Source organism: Paraburkholderia sp. CNPSo 3274 (genome assembly GCF_024206475.1).
Lineage (GTDB): Bacteria > Pseudomonadota > Gammaproteobacteria > Burkholderiales > Burkholderiaceae > Paraburkholderia.
In genome coordinates, this window is the sequence record NZ_JAMBPR010000071.1 from 12,266 (window position 1) to 27,508 (window position 15,243).

The 15,243-nt window shown below is 67.8% G+C and carries 10 protein-coding genes; 4 read left to right on the top strand and 6 right to left on the bottom strand.

All coding sequences use genetic code 11. The features are described 5' to 3' along the window. Positions 1-70: 70 nt before the first annotated feature. Together M3I54_RS34650 and M3I54_RS34655 are read left to right on the top strand one after the other, a co-directional pair. Positions 71-1,267: an O-succinylhomoserine sulfhydrylase gene (locus M3I54_RS34650; RefSeq protein WP_254343993.1), complete on the top strand. Its 1,197-nt coding sequence runs from the start codon at positions 71-73 to the stop codon at positions 1,265-1,267. A gap of 79 nt (positions 1,268-1,346) precedes the next feature. After that, positions 1,347-2,222, top strand: a complete 876-nt coding sequence (locus M3I54_RS34655; protein ID WP_254343957.1) for an MOSC domain-containing protein — start codon at positions 1,347-1,349, stop codon at positions 2,220-2,222. Between the two features lie 15 nt (positions 2,223-2,237). On the opposite strand, the gene M3I54_RS34660 is transcribed toward M3I54_RS34655, so the two are convergent. Together M3I54_RS34660 and M3I54_RS34665 are read right to left on the bottom strand one after the other, a co-directional pair. Continuing rightward, positions 2,238-3,041, bottom strand: coding sequence for an AraC family transcriptional regulator (locus M3I54_RS34660; protein WP_254343959.1), 804 nt, complete (start codon positions 3,039-3,041; stop codon positions 2,238-2,240). A 54-nt stretch (positions 3,042-3,095) separates the two neighbouring features. Beyond that, a complete protein-coding gene (locus M3I54_RS34665; protein WP_028202932.1) occupies positions 3,096-3,437 on the bottom strand; it encodes an FKBP-type peptidyl-prolyl cis-trans isomerase in 342 nt (113 codons plus the stop codon). Positions 3,438-3,591: 154 nt separating this feature from the next. On the opposite strand from M3I54_RS34665, the gene M3I54_RS34670 reads away from it, so the two are divergent. Then, positions 3,592-4,356, top strand: a complete 765-nt coding sequence (locus tag M3I54_RS34670; protein WP_254343962.1) for a sensor histidine kinase KdpD — start codon at positions 3,592-3,594, stop codon at positions 4,354-4,356. Positions 4,357-4,483: 127 nt separating this feature from the next. Further along, positions 4,484-5,890, top strand: coding sequence for a hemolysin family protein (locus M3I54_RS34675; protein WP_254343964.1), 1,407 nt, complete (start codon positions 4,484-4,486; stop codon positions 5,888-5,890). An 18-nt stretch (positions 5,891-5,908) separates the two neighbouring features. Here M3I54_RS34675 and treY read toward each other — a convergent pair whose 3' ends face one another. The 4 genes from treY to glgX are packed head-to-tail and all read right to left on the bottom strand — an operon-like array spanning position 5,909 to position 15,187. After that, entirely contained in the window at positions 5,909-8,791 is a 2,883-nt protein-coding gene (treY, locus tag M3I54_RS34680) for a malto-oligosyltrehalose synthase (protein ID WP_254343966.1), read from the bottom strand. After that, positions 8,788-11,031 carry a 4-alpha-glucanotransferase gene (gene malQ / locus M3I54_RS34685; protein WP_254343967.1) on the bottom strand — a complete coding sequence of 748 codons (2,244 nt, stop codon included), beginning with the start codon at positions 11,029-11,031 and terminating at the stop codon, positions 8,788-8,790. Before malQ ends, treY begins: the two co-directional genes overlap by 4 nt. Beyond that, on the bottom strand, positions 11,028-12,929 hold the full coding sequence (gene treZ, locus M3I54_RS34690) for a malto-oligosyltrehalose trehalohydrolase (protein WP_254343969.1): 1,902 nt from the start codon (positions 12,927-12,929) through the stop codon (positions 11,028-11,030). The genes malQ and treZ overlap by 4 nt, the downstream gene beginning before the upstream one ends. Positions 12,930-12,967: 38 nt before the next feature. After that, the gene (gene glgX / locus M3I54_RS34695) at positions 12,968-15,187 is read right to left on the bottom strand and encodes a glycogen debranching protein GlgX (protein WP_254343971.1); all 2,220 of its coding nucleotides are present in this window, start codon (positions 15,185-15,187) and stop codon (positions 12,968-12,970) included. Positions 15,188-15,243 lie beyond the last annotated feature (56 nt).

Here is a 15,243-nt window from a genome sequence, read left to right on the forward strand (position 1 = left end):
TTTTTTGCGCCTGTACGTGAAGGATTGAAGCATGATTGTTCAGAACACGGAGAGCACGGAGAACACGAACATGGACGACACCTTCAACTTCGACACGCTGGCCGTTCGCTCGGGCACGCTGCGCAGCGCGTTCAACGAACATTCGGAAGCGCTCTACCTCACGTCGAGCTTCTGTTTCGGCAGCGCCGCCGAAGCCGCCGAGCGCTTCAAGAACGCCGAAACCGCCTATACGTACGCGCGTTTCTCGAATCCGACCGTCACCATGTTCCAGGAGCGCCTGGCCACGCTCGAAGGCGGCGAGGCGTGCATGGCTACGGCTTCGGGCATGGCCGCGATCATGTCGGTGGTGATGGCTGCGCTCCAGGCGGGCGACCACATCGTCAGTTCGCAGAGCATTTTCGGCTCGACACTCGCCATGTTCTCGCAGATCTTCAGCAAGTTCGGCATTGCGACCACCTTCGTCGATCCGACCGATCTCGACGCGTGGAAGCACGCCGTGCGCTCCGAAACGAAGATGTTTTTCCTCGAAACGCCGTCGAACCCGCTCACCGAAGTTGCCGACATCGAAGCCGTGGGCAAGATCGCCCGGGCGGCGGGCGCGCTCTTCGTGGTCGACAACTGCTTCTGCAGCCCAGCGCTCCAGCAACCGCTCAAGTTCGGCGCGGACGTGGTGATGCATTCGGCCACCAAGTTCCTCGACGGCCAGGGCCGTGTGCTGGGCGGTGCGCTCGTGGGCTCGAAGGCGTTCATCATGGAGAAGGTGTTTCCGTTCGTGCGCACTGCGGGCCCGACGCTTTCCGCGTTCAACGCGTGGGTGCTGCTCAAGGGCATGGAAACGCTCTCGCTGCGTGTGGAGAAGCAGTCCGGCAATGCGCTCGAAATCGCACGCTGGCTGGAGACGCATCCGGCTATCAAGCGCGTTTTCTATCCGGGCCTCGAGTCGCATCCGCAGCATGCGCTCGCCATGCGGCAGCAGAAGCTGGGCGGCGCGATCGTCTCGTTCGAAGTGAAGGGCGACACGCCGGAGCAGCAGCGCGCGAATGCCTGGCGCGTGATCGACGGCACGAAGATCTGTTCGATCACCGGCAATCTCGGCGATACGCGCACGACCATCACGCACCCGGCCACGACGACGCACGGCCGTATCGCACCTGAAGCGCGCGCGGCGGCCGGCATCACCGAAGGGCTGATCCGCCTGGCCGTTGGCCTCGAAAACGTGCAGGACGTGCGTAACGATCTCGCGCGCGGGCTCGATGCGGCGCAGTAAGCTGTTTTAGCAGCGGTTGTATGATCATGGGTCGAGCGCTGCTCGGCCCAATTCCTTATGACTATCCCGTGAGTTCGCCATGCCCATTGTTCGTGCGTTGTTCGTCTATCCCGTGAAGTCATGCGGCGCGATCGCGCTTGACGATGCTCAGCTCGGCCTGAAGGGGATCGAGTGGGACCGCCACTGGATGGTCGCCGACGAGAACGGCCGGCTCGTCACGCAGCGCCAATACGCCGCCATGGCGCTCATCGTGCCCACATTCGTCGAAGATGGCGTGCGCCTCACTATGGAAGGGATGAGCGACGCGCTCCATCTGCCGTTCGCGCCGCGCGGCGGCGAGGCGCGCGTGCCGGCCTCGGTCTGGGACGACGATTTCGAAGCGCTCGACGAAGGCGATCACGCGGCGCAGTGGTTCACGCAGGCAATTGGCGTGCCGGTGCGCCTGCTGCGCTTCGCGCACGACGTGACGCGTCTCGCGAGCAAGAAGTGGACAAGCGGCGAAGATGCGCCCACGCAATTCGCCGACGGCTTTCCGATTCTCGTGACCAGCGAGGCGTCGCTCGCGGAACTCAACGAGCGCCTCGCGGCGAAGGGCGCGCCGCCCGTGCCGATGGCGCGTTTTCGTCCGAACATCGTCGTCGGCGACGTCGGCGATGCATTCGAGGAAGACTTCATCGACACGCTCGCCATCGAATCCGCAACGGGCGGCGAAGAGATCGTGCTGCGCTTCGTGAAGCCCTGCGCGCGCTGCCCGATCACGACGATCGATCAGCAGACGGGCGAGCGCGACGCGCAATGGCCCACCGAACCGCTCGACACGCTTGCCGTGTTTCGCGCCGATCCGCGCGTAGACGGCGGCCTCACGTTCGGCCAGAACGCGATGGTCGTGACGGGCGCGGGCAAGCGCGTGGCGGTGGGCGCACGCGCCGCGTGGGAATACCGCTTCGACGAATGAGCCGCGCCTGCGCGCTCAGTGCGACGGCAGCGCGCGCCACTGGCCGGGCGCGAGCCCAAAGCGGCGCGTGAACGCGTGCGTGAACGCGCTCTGGTCGCCGAAGCCCACTTCGAGGGCGATGTCGGTGAGCGACTCGCGCGGGTCGGCGAGCAGCGTGAGCGCAGTGTCGAGCCGCAGCCGCTGTAAATAGCGATGCGGCGTCTCGCCGAACGCTTCGATAAAAAGCTGATGAAAGCGCCGCATGCCGAAGCCGCAATGCGCGGCGAGATCGGCAATACGCAGCGGCTGAGCGAGATGCGCGCGCAGCCACCGGTCGATGCGGGCGAAGTCCAACCCGGCAGCCGCACCGAATTGGGCGCTTGCCGCCACGCCGGTTTGTGCGATGAATGCCGCGCACAGGCGCGCCGAGGCGTCCCAGTGAAAGCGGCGCGCGCGCAGGTCGGCGCTGTCGCGAGGCGGCGCGGCCGCGGCGGCGCGCTGCGCGATCTGGCTCACGAGCTGCGTGAGCGCGGGGTCGAGGCGCACGGCGCGCGCGGTGTCGAAAAGCCGTTCGGGCACCGCGAGCGTTGCCGCGGGCAGGTCGAGCACGAGCTGGCGGTTATCGCCAATACCCATGTAGTCGTGCCGCGCGCCCGCTGGAATGAGCCATGCGGAACAACTGTCGATGCGCTCGCCCTGGCCGTTCACGGTCATCTCCATCTCGCCGTCGAGACCGAGCACGATCTGGTGAAAATTGTGCAGATCGGTTTCCTCGATCGCGCCGTAGCGGCGCAGTTCGACGCCGGGCGCGGTGACGGGAGCGTGGTGATGCGGATTCATGATGACCGGTTGCGGTTGCAAATAAGGCGAGCGCCGTGAAGCGTCAAGCGAACATCAGACGTCGAGCAGCTCGACTTCGAACACGAGCGTCGCGTTCGGCGGAATCACGCCGCCCGCGCCACGCACGCCGTAGCCCAGTTGCGGCGGAATCGTCAGCTTGCGCACGCCGCCCACCTTCATGCCCTGCACGCCTTCGTCCCAGCCCTTGATGACCATGCCGCCGCCCAGCACGAAGGCGAACGGGTCGTTGCGGTCCTTGCTCGAATCGAACTTCTGGCCGTCCGTCAGCCAGCCGGTGTAGTGCACGCTGACGGTCTGGCCGGCCTTGGCTTCGGCGCCGGTGCCTTCGGTCAGGTCCTCGTACTTGAGGCCGGATTCGGTGGTCACGATAGACATGGAAAAACTCCTGATTCGGATAGGTTGAGCCCGTTATTGTAGGCGCTTTGCAGGGCCGGGCGGCCTGCGGCTTGTCGGGCACGCGGGATGCTCGCTACCCGCTGCCTATAATGGGGACCGCTCGCCCGGCTTGTGGCGAAATACGAGGAATCAGATGGTGTCGACTTCGCAAAACCGTACCGAGCGCACGGCGCGCCTGTGCGCCGAGGCAGCGCTTTTCATGCGCGACCACGTTCTCTCGCGCGTCTCGCATGATCTGCGCAGCCCGCTCAACGCAATCCATAGCTGGGCTTACGTGCTCGAACGCAAGATCGACAACGCCGACGCCGCCGCGCAACGGGCGCTGGGCGGCATTCGCACGGGCGTGGAGCAGCAGGTTCGGCTGCTCGAAACGCTCGTCGATACCACGCGCGCCGAAACGCGCAAGCTGCGTATCGAGCGCGCGCCGTTCGCCGTCGCGGCGCTGATCGGCGAGGCCGTGGATGACGCCCGCGCCGCGCTCGGCAATGCGCGCGGCGTGACGTTCGCGGTGCAGGACACGACAGGCGCGGCGACGCTCGACGGCGACCGCGAACGCATTGCGCAGGCGCTGTGGCTGATGCTGGTGTTCGCGGCGGAAACGAGTGCTCAGGGAGCAAGCGTGACGCTCGCGGCGAGCGCGAGCGCCACTGCCGCCCAACTGGAAGTGCAATGGCACGCCACGCGTGCGGCGCTCACCGACGACGCACTGGCGCATGTGCTGGAACCGTTCGCGCGCGCCCAGGCGAGCGAGCAGCAGGAAGCGGGGCGCTACGCCTGGGTGCTGGCGCTGTGCCATCGTGTGGCCGAGGCGCATGGCGGGCGCTTCGAGGCGCCGGCTCTCGTGGGCGAGGGCGAGGAGATGGCGCTTGTGTTGAATGTGCCGCTGCATGGCGCGTGAGCGGCGATCGAGCCGGGCCGCACGCGAACGACCGCCGCGTGAGCCGCGGGCGGTATTGAGCCCGCTCGTACCTTTCATTCGCCTTGCACCCTTATACTGAGCGCTTCGTCCTTCGGAGCCATGTGTCTTGATCCAGCTTCTCGCCCTCATCGGGGCGTTCCTGCTCGTTGCCCTCAACGGTTTCTTCGTCGCGGCCGAGTTCGGCCTCGTCAAGCTGCGCGCCACGCGCGTGCAGAGCCTCACGCAGCAGCACGGCCTGCGCGGCCGCCTGCTCGCCAAGGTTCATGGCCAGCTCGATGCCTATCTTTCCGCGTGCCAGCTCGGCATCACGCTCGCTTCGCTCGGCCTCGGCTGGATCGGTGAGCCGGCTTTCGCGCAATTGCTCGCGCCGGTATTCGAACTGCTCGGCGTGCAATCAGCGCAACTCGTGCACGCCATCTCGCTGGTGTTCGCGTTCACGGTCATTTCGTTCCTGCACATCGTGGTGGGCGAGCTTGCGCCGAAGTCGCTCGCCATCCGCCAGGCCGAGAAGATCTCGCTGTGGACGGCCATGCCGCTCTACGGCTTCTACTGGACCATGTATCCCGCGATCTGGGTGCTCAATTCGAGCGCGAACGCGGTGCTGCGTCTCGCGGGCCTTGCGTCGGAGCATGGCCACGACACGCACTATTCGACCGACGAACTCAAGCTGATCCTGCGCAGCCGCCGCGCCGCCGCCCAGGCCGAGGCGCATGACGCGATGCACGAGCCGCGTGGCGCAAAAGGCGCAAACAGCGCGGTGCCGCTGCTCCCCGCGCCGGCCGCGAACGCCTATAACGCCGACGAATGGAACACGCTCGCCCATTCGCTCGACTTCTCGCGCCTCACCATTTCCGACCTCATGCGGCCTACCCACGAAATGGTGGGCCTGCGCCGCGACCTGTCGCTGCGCGAGAACATGCAGATCGTGGCGCGCCATCGTTTCAGCCGCTACCCGCTGTTCGAAGACGCCGCGGGCGAACGCGTGGCGGGCCTTATCCACCTGAAGGACCTGCTGCTCGCGCGCGAGGCGGGCAACGCACTCAGCGATCTCGGCAAGTTCGTTCGCCCCGTGCAATACGTGCGGCCCGACACGCCCGCACTCGCGCTGTTTCGCCGCTTTCGCAAGGGCGCGCCGCATTTCGCGCTGGTGGGGCACAAGGGCGCCCGCCCGGTCGGCTTTCTCACGCTCGACAATCTGCTCGGCGCGCTCGTGGGCCAGATTCACGACGAGTTTCACCAGGCCGACACCGACTGGACCCGCATGGACGACGGCACGCTGATGGGCCGCGGCAGCCTGCCTGTGGTGTCGTTGGAGCAGGCGCTCGGCATCGACATCGACGAAGGGCGCGCGGAGTCGGTGGGCGGCCTCGTGATCCATGCGCTCAACGACCTGCCCACCGAAGGACAGCGCGTGGAGTTCGACCGCTTCGACATCGTCGTGAAGAAGATGAAGGGACCGCGCATCGTGCTCGTGCGCGTGTATCCGAAAGATCTCGAGGACGAGGGCGGCTGAGCGCGCCTCGCGTGCAGCCTAGCTGCGCGCGAGTGTGGCGAGCACGGCAACGGGCATTGCGCTCAGGATGTCGCGCAGTGCGAGCGTACCGCCTTCGCGCACCGTGTGCGTTGCGTCGCTGAGCCAGTCGTGCAGCGTGGCTTGCGCACATCCCTTAGGCAATTCGACCGTCGTATCTTCCCAGCGTTCGGGCGCGACGAGGGGCGTGTCGCCTGCCAGCAACCCCGCCGCGAGGCGTGTGCCGATCACAACGGCCCACGCATTGCCGTGATGGCGCGCGAACGCGATCACATGCGAGGCCTGCGCGCCGCTGACTGTGAGCGGTAGATAGTCGCCTTCGCGCAGCAGCTCGGGCGCGCTCGCTCGCAGCGCAAGCAGGCGGCGCACGGTGGCCAGTTTCACCTGTGCGTTGCGCCAGTCCTTCAGCTTCGAGGCGGGCGCTTGCTCGTCGAGCGCGGCCGCGCGGGCGGCATAATCGACAGGCCGCCGGTTATCCGGATCGACGAGGCTGAAATCCCACAGTTCGGTGCCCTGATAGAGATCGGGCACGCCCGGCGACGTGAGCCGCAGCACCGTTTGCAGCAGCGTATTGAGCGCCCCCACGGGCGCCACACGAGCGACGAATTCGGCAAGCGCCTGCAGGAAGCCGTCGCGCCGTTGCGGTGCGAGGATATCGAAGAGAAATGCCTGGCACTCCGATTCATAGGTTTCGTCGGGCGAGAGCCAGTTCGTGCGCAGCTTTGCTTCGCGCAACGCTTTGAGCAGCCACTTCGAGACGCGTTCCGCTAGCGCGTGCACGCCCGCTTCGTCGCCTGGGTCCAGTTCGGGCGGCCAGCAGCCCACCAGCGTTTGATACAGCATCGCCTCGGCGGACGGTCCCGGCGACCAGGCCGCGCCGGCCGCCCCGTCGTTGCGGCGATGCGTCTGGTTCAGCGTCGACCAGGCGCGCAGCGTGGCGCTCCAGTCGCCTGCGATCTCGCTCAGTACGGCGAGCCGCGCGCGCACGTCCTCGCCGCGCTTGTGGTCGTGCGTGGCCGTGGCGAGCAGCCCATAAGGACGCCGCTGGCGCAACCGGTTCGCCGCATGAAAGTCGTGTGGCGTGCGCGCGAAATCGTCGGGGTCCGCGCCCACTTCGTTACGCGAGAGCAAGCGGCCGTAGCGATAGAGCGCGGTGTCCTCCGTGGCCTTCGCCGCGAGCGGCGCGGTGAGCTGCGAGAACAGCGCGAGCGCCGTGCGTTGCGCGATGAGCGCGTGGCTGAGCGGCGTATTCGCCTGATTGTTGCCCGCACTCGCGTTCGCGCCGGCCGGCGCGGCGCGTGGCGTCCTGGCACCGCCGCCGCCACTGTTGCCGCTGCCGCTGCTGATGTTGTTCGCGGCCGGTTCGGGCGCGCGTCCGCCGAGCCAACCATCGACCAGGTCGAGCGCCGCGAGGCTCGCGCGCGGCAGCGCGCGTCTCGCGGCTTCGAGCGCAACGTCGAAGTAACGACTGTCGAGCGCGCTGCGCAAGCCGTTCAGCGGATAGATCCGGTAGATCGGGAAGTACACGGCCAGATGCGCGGCCACGCGATGCACCGACGCATAGGTGGTGTCGCGCGTGCCCGGAAGTTCGCGCGCGATGCGGTGCAGCGCGCGCGTCACATGGTCGAGTTCCGCGGGGAGATAGGCGGCCAGCATCTCGCGGCGCGCGTCCAGCGCGTAGGCCGCGAACGGACGGTCGTCGCCGGAAATGGCGGCCCACGCTTCGGCGAGCGGCGCTGCGCCCGCGGGATCGTGCAGCAAGGCGCCCACGTCGTTCATGAAGTCGTAGCCTGTCGTGCCTTGCACGGGCCAGTCGTCGCGCAGCGCTTCGCCTTGCGCGAGGATCTTCTCGACCACGATGAAAGGCGGCGTGGCGCGCAGCGAAGCGAGCCGTTGCCGCAGGCGTTCGCAGTACTCGCGCGGGTCCGCGAGCCCGTCGATATGGTCGATGCGCAGGCCGTCGATCACGCCGTCGGCGTAGAGGCGAAACATGAGCTTGTGCACGGCCTCGAACACGTCGTGACGTTCCACACGCACGCCGGCGAGCGCGGTGATGTCGAAGAAGCGCCGCCAGTTGATCTCGTCGGTGGCGGTGCGCCACCACGCGAGCCGGAAGTGCTGGCGCTCCAGCAGACGGTGCAGCCGCTCGCGCGGCACCGGGTCGCCACTTGAATAGGATTCCAGAACGAAGTCGATGGGGTCCGTGCCGGCACGCTCGACGAACGCGCGCAGCGCGTCGCGCCCGGCGGCGGCGCGCGCCTGATCGTCGGGCTGGGTCGTGATGCCCTGGAAGGGCCCGGCGAGCGTATTGAGATCGGCGCGGTTCGCGGACTGCAGGAGCGCCGCGTAGTCGGCAGGGCAGATCGGGCACACGTGCGGCCCGTACTGCACGTAAAAGCGCGCTGCGGCGGGGTCGAACTTCAGCTCGATGCGGCCTGCGGCGAGTTCTTCGCCGTACTGTGCGCCGAGAAAGGGCATCAGCACCTTGCCGCGCAGGGCTGGGTCGGGCGAGTGCCAGTCCACGTCGAAGTGGCGCGCGTACGCGCTGTGACGTCCCCATTCGAGGATGTCCAGCCACCAGGCGTTGTGGCCGCCGCCCACGCCCATGTGATTCGGCACGAAGTCGGCGATGATGCCCATGCCGCGCTCGTGCACTTTCGCGGCGAAGCGGCGCAGTGCCCCTTCGCCGCCCAGTTCGGCGCTCACCGTTCCGTAGTCGACGGTGTCGTAGCCGTGCATCGATCCGGGCTGCGCGGTCGTGACGGGAGAAAGATAGAGATGGCTCACGCCGAGCGCGGCGAAGTAGTCGAGCTGCGCGAGCGCGTCGACGAACGTGAAGCCGTGATGGAGCTGCAGGCGCAGCGTCGCGCGAGGGTGTGTCATGGCGTCGGCTTCTTTTCGGGCGCGCTTGGCGCCGCGCTGGCGGTTGAGTTGGCGTCGATCGCGCCTGCACCGGCGCTCGGGTCGGCCTGCGAGCGCGCGACGGCCTCGCGTGCGCGTATGACGGCTTCGAGGCGCGCGGCGACGGCCGGATCGGCGAACAGCGACTCGACGGGCAGCGGCAGGCGGCGGCGCCAGTTCGGATGCTCGTCGATCGAGCCGGGCAGATTCGGCTGGTCGGACAACGCTAGCAGGTCTTCGAGCGGGCAGGTGACGAGCGGGCTCCTCGTTGCCGCGACATAGGCGAGCGCGGCATTCACGGGCGGTTCGTCGGCCGGCGGCGGATCGGTGTCGCGCGGCGCGAGCCCGCTGTGCTGCAGCGCATGCCAGAGCGCGACGCGATCTGTCGCGCGCCGCGCGTGGTCGAGCGCGACGGGGTCGAGTCCGTCGGCACGCGGGAGCGTCTGGCCGATGCGGTTGCGCCAGTCGATGTCCGCGCCGCTCCACCAGCCCGCGACGGTCGGCAGATCATGGGTGGTGGTCGTCGCGACGCCGTGCGGGTCCCAGCGCGCGGGCGCGAGAAAGCCCTTGCCGTCGTGCTCGAACCACAGCACGCGAATGCCATAGAGGCCGTGCGCGGCGAGCCGCTCGCGCAGCCCTGGCGGCACGGTGCCGAGGTCTTCGCCAATCACGATCGCGCGATGCCGCCACGATTCGAGCGCGATGAGCCGCACGAGGTCGTCGAACGGGTAGCGCAGATACGCGCCGTGGCGCGCGCTTTCGCCTTCGGGCACGAGCCAGAGCCTGCGCAGCCCGAGGATATGGTCTATGCGCACGCCGCCGGCATGGGCGAAGGCCGCGCGCAGCATGTCGATGAACGCGCGAAAGCCGTTGTTGTGCATGGCGCGCGGCGAGAACGTCGTGAGGCCCCAGCTTTGCCCGGCTTGGTTGAAGATGTCGGGCGGTGCGCCGACCGAAACGCGTTGCAGCATGTCCTGCGGCAGCGACCACGCGTGCGAGCCGGCGCCGTCGCAGCCCACGGCGAGGTCGGCGACGAGGCCGATCGCCATGCCGGCCTCGCGCGCGCTGCGCTGCGCGCCCGAGAGCCCTTGCGCCGCGAGCCATTGCAGGAAGCAGTGAAAGTCGACTTCGCGACGGTGCTCTTGCGCAAACGTCGCCACGTCGGCGCTGCGCGGGTCGCGCAGCGGCTCGGGCCAGTCGCGCCAGTGGCGCTCGCCGCCGGGGCCGCGCAGCATGGCTTCCTGCAGCGCCTCGAAACGCGCGTGATCTTCGAGCGCCTCGCCGCCCTGCGCGCGGAAGGCGTCGAAGGCGGCGGCACGCGGCGAGCCGCTCGCGCGCTCTTCCGTGTCGAAGCGCTCGAACAGCGCGCGCAGCACCTTGAGCTTGAGTGGCAACGCACGTTGCCAGTCCACGAGCGGCGCGGCTTCGAGTTCGCGCCAGGCGTCGCCCGCGTTCGCGGCCACGCTCGCGTCGTGCGCGGCCTTGGCGCCGAATGCCGCATTCGGGTCGATATGCGCGACGTTGACCCACAGGCGCGACGAAGGCGAATAAGGGCTGAAGTGTCCCGGCTCGGCGCTGAACATCGCATGGGTCGGGCTCACCGCGAGCGCCTGCGCGCCGCGCCGCGCGCTTTCGCTCGCCAGCAAGGCAAGCGCGGTGTAGTCGCCGATCCCGCCGTCGCCATTGCGTCGTAGTCCATACAATTGTGCGGCGAGCCCCCACAGCGGCGGCACCGTGCCGCTTTCGCCGTGACGTGCGTGCCAGGCGTCGGCGACGGTATGGCAGTGCGGCGGCGCGACCGCGATCGTCAAGCGATGGTCGTTGACTGTCAGCGTGTGGTAGCCCGGCTCGGCAAGCGGCGCGAGCAGCGCGCTCTCGCCGCGCGGCGAGGTGAAGCGGCCCTCGATATGCTCGCCGCTTTCGAGGTCGATACGATAGTGGCTGCCCGCGCGTACGGCCGAATGCGGCAACTCGATCGCGCTGTCGTATTCGGCGGTGATGAGCGGCGGCAGTCGCCGTGCCGACTGTTCCGCGTTGAGCGTGGAGGTGCTCTGGCGGATTTGCGTGGCGTTGGCGCAAGGCAGGCCCGCGCATTCCAGCAGAGCGGCGAGCGTGCTGTTGGGCACGCGCTGCACGGCGCCGTGCGCGTCGGTCCATTCGACCTCGAAGCCCGCGCGTGCGGCGAGGGTCGCGAGCGTTTCGCTGCGGCGCGCCGTGCTCATGCGTAGGGCTCCTCGCGGTGCATGACGCGCGCGTCGTGTTCGCTCGAATACTCGGGCACGTCGCCGGTGAGCCACGCAATGCAGGCGCTCTCGGGCAGCACGCCATTGTCGGCATGGTCGCGCGCGCGCGGCGGCGTTTCGAAGATCACCATACCCTCGGGCCGTGGACTGAGCGTCGCGCCGTCGCGGCCCAGGTTCAGCGCGACCGTGAGCGTTTCGCCGTCGTCGAGGCGCCAGCGCGCGACGAGCGCGGCGAGGCCGTTCGCGGCGTCGTCGGCGAGCACGGTCGCGCCGAGCGCCCGTGCGTGGCGCAGGCGCGGCATGAGCAAATGCGCGCGCACGCACAGCGCCGATTGATAGAAGTGCATCCATTCGCGCCGTTCGCCGTCGAGCGGCGCGTCAGCCGGCGGCGACGAATTCACGAAGGTCTGCAGATCGTTCGGATCGGGGATGCGCGCACGGCTTGCTTCGTCGTCGAACGCGCTGAATGCCTTGAATTCGCGGCGGCGGCCTTCGCGTACCGCATCGGCGAGCTGGCCGGTGAATGCTGTGAAGAACTGGAACGGCTGCGTCGAGCCGTATTCCTCTTCCATGAAGAGCAGCGGAATTTGCGGCGAAAGCAGCAGCATTGCCGTGGCCGCGCGCAGGGCGTCATCGTCGGCCAGCGTGCGCAGCCGGTCGCCGAGCGCGCGGTTGCCGATCTGGTCGTGGTTCTGCAAAAACATGACGAACGCGGTGGGCGGCAGGTGCGCGCTCGGTTCGCCGCGCGGCTTGCCCGCGTGTACGGGCGACGGGTCGCCCTGGTACACGAAGCCTTCGCCGAGCACGCGCGCGAGTTTGCCGATGGGGGAATCCTTGAAGGCGCGATAGTAGCCTTCCGATTCGCCGGTCAGCAGCACGTGAAAGCAGTGATGCGCGTCGTCGTTCCATTGCGCGCTGAAGTGCGATTCGAGCAGATTGGCTTCGTTGTGCTCGTTTTCGAGCACAAGGTGCACATGCCGGCCGGGCTCGACGCGCGCCTTCACGTGGTCGGCCAGCTCGCGCAGCCAGTCGGTGTTGCCGATCGCGTGCGCAGCGTCGATGCGCAGACCGTCGAAGCGATATTCCGTGAGCCAGTAGAGCGCGTTGTCGCAGTAGAAGTCGCGCACTTCGAAGCGGTCGAAGTCGAGCGCTTCGCCCCACGGCGTCTTCACATCCTCGCGGAAAAACGGCTTGGCGTAGTGGCCAAGCCAGTTCCCGTCGGGGCCAAAGTGGTTGTACACGACGTCGATGAACATCTGCAGCCCCAGCCCATGCGCGGCATCGACAAGCGCTTTCAGTTCGTCAGGACTGCCATAGGCCGCGTGCGGCGCGTAAGGCAGCACGACGTCGTAGCCCCACCCGCGCTCGCCCGGATAGTCGTTGAGCGGCATGAGCTCGACGGCCGTCACGCCAAGCGCTGCGAGCGCAGGCAGACGTTTCATGACTCCCTGATATCCGCCCAGCGCGCCCACGTGCAGTTCGTAGATCACGGTTTCTTCCCAGGGGCGTCCTTGCCAGTGTGCATGCTGCCAGGCGTACGCGCGCGGGTCGAGCACTTCGCTCGGCCCGTGCACGCCCTGCGGCTGGAACCGCGATGCGGGGTCGGGTACGCGTTGCTGGCCGTCGATGCAGTAGCGATACAGCGTGCCCGGTCCGCACGGCGCCTGCGCTTCGAACCAGCCGTTGCCGCTCGGCGTCATGTCGAGCGGCGGCGTGTCCCTCACGTTCTCGAACACGACCTGCACCGTTTGACACGACGGCGCCCAAAAGCGAAAGCGCGTATGCGGCTGCGCGTGCGCCGCGCCGATCAACTGCGCGCCGAACGGCAGGCAATGCATGTACTGGCGGGTGTGCGGATCGTGCGAAAGCGGGGACATGGTGGATTCCTGGTTTGCTTCCTCATTGCTTCCTTGACTCATCCAGCGGCGGCTTCGTTCGGGCCCGCAGGTGCGCCCGATTCGGGCGCACCCGGCGTGCGGCGCGGGTCCGGCGTTGGCGCGTCGCCGCGCGTGCCCCGTGGCCGGTGCGTGTCGGCGCGCGCCGGACGGGCGCGGAGCACGGCGAGCGCGCGCGCAGCCAGTTCGTACGTCGTGTCGGGCAGCGCGTAGGGCGCCGCGTCGGGCCGCGCGGTATCGAGCAGCACCTCCCATGCCATGCGCGGCGCGGGCGCGACGAAGGTCACCGCGCCCTGCGAGGCGTTCAGCATCATCAACAATACTTCCATTTGGCCGTGGAGTCCCGCTCCCGCGCGCCGCATGGTGAACGCGCTCGCTTCCGGGTCGTGCCAGGCCTCGGGCGAGAGCGGCTCGCCGCGTTCGTCGAACCAGTCGATGTCGTGCACGCCGGGCATCAGTTCGCGCTCGCCGAACAGAAAGCGCGTTTCGTGCAGCAGCGGATGTTCGCGGCGCAGCGCGATCACACGCGCGGCGAAACGGGTCATGGCCTTGCCCTGCGGCGTATCGGCGAGCGCCCAGTCGAACCACGAGATATCGTTGTCCTGGCAGTACGCGTTGTTGTTGCCGCGTTGCGTGCGGCAGGCCTCGTCGCCCGCGAGCAGCATGGGTGTGCCGAGCGCGATGAAGAGCGTGGCCATCATGGAGCGGGCCACGCGCGCGCGCGTGGCGAGGATGGCGGGGTCGTCGGTCGTGCCTTCCACGCCCCAGTTCGCGCTCCAGTTTTCATTGTGGCCGTCGCGGTTTTCTTCGCCGTTGGCTTCGTTATGCTTGCGCTCGTACGAAACGAGGTCGGCGAGCGTGAAGCCGTCGTGCGAGGTGACGAAATTGATCGACGCCCAGGGCCGGCGCTTGCGTTTGTCGAACAGGTCCGCACTGCCGGTCAGGCGTGCCGCGAGGTCGGCGCGCTGGCCCGGCGCGCCGCGCCAGTAGCGCCGCACGCTGTCGCGAAAGCGATCGTTCCATTCGGAAAAGCCGGGCGGGTGGTTGCCAAGCTGATAGCCGCCGGGGCCCACGTCCCACGGCTCGGAAATCAGCTTGCATTGGGAAAGCACGGGGTCCTGGCGCAGCACGTCGAAGAAGCCGCCGTTCGGGTCGAAGCCCGCGGGCTCGCGCCCGAGCGTGACGCCAAGGTCGAAGCGAAAGCCGTCGATGCCATATGACGTGGCCCAGTGGCGCAGCGAGTCGGCGACCATCTGCAGCACGCGCGGATGCGAAAGGTCGAGCGTGTTGCCGCAGCCCGTGTCGTTGATGAAGTGGCGCTCGTCGCCAGGCACGCAGCGGTAATAGCTGGCGTTGTCGAGGCCGCGCCACGAGACGGTGGGGCCCATTTCGCCGCCTTCGCAGGTATGGTTGTAGACCACGTCGAGAAAGACTTCGAGACCCGCCGCATGAAGCTGCCGCACGGCAATGCGCATTTCGTCGGTGTCGTAGCCCACGAGGTAGCCTGGCTCGGGTGCGAAGAACGCGGCCGCGTTGTAGCCCCAGTAGTTGCGCAGTCCACGATCGACCAGAAAGCGCTCGGAGAGAAACGCGTGCACCGGCAAGATCTCGATGGCCGTCACGCCGAGCTTGTGCAGGTGCTCGATGAAACGTGGCGCCGCCAGCCCGGCGAAGGTGCCCCGCATGTGCGTGCGCAAATCGTGACGCTGCATCGAAAGACCGCGCAGATGCGCCTCGTAGATGACGGTGTCGCCCCACGGCGTATTGGGCCGCCGATCGCGCGACCAGTCGAATTTGTCGTTGACGACCATGCACTTGGGCATGGCCGGCGCGGAATCGCGCCGGTCGATCGAGAGGTCCACGCGGTTCGAATGCGCGCGGTAGCCATAGAGCGTGTCCGACCAGCGAAACTGGCCGATGAGCTGCTTCGCGTAAGGGTCCACCAGCAGCTTGTGCGGATTGAAGCGGTGCCCCAGATGCGGCTGATAGGGCCCATGCGCGCGCAGGCCGTAGACGGTGCCGGGATGCGCGCCCGGCAGATAGCCGTGCCACACCTCATCCGTGCATTCGGGCAAGGTGTAGCGAATACGTTCCTTGCGGCCGGTGGGGTCGAAGAGGCACAGCTCGATGCGCCATGCATGGGCCGAGAACACGGCAAAGTTGGTGCCGAGGCCGTCCCACGTCGCCCCGAGCGGCCAGGGGGAGCCGGGCAGCAGGCGCTCAGGCGGACCGTTTGCCATGACGATGCTCCATGTGTTGTTTTTCGTTTTGCATCGGCTTCCTGATCAAATCCCGC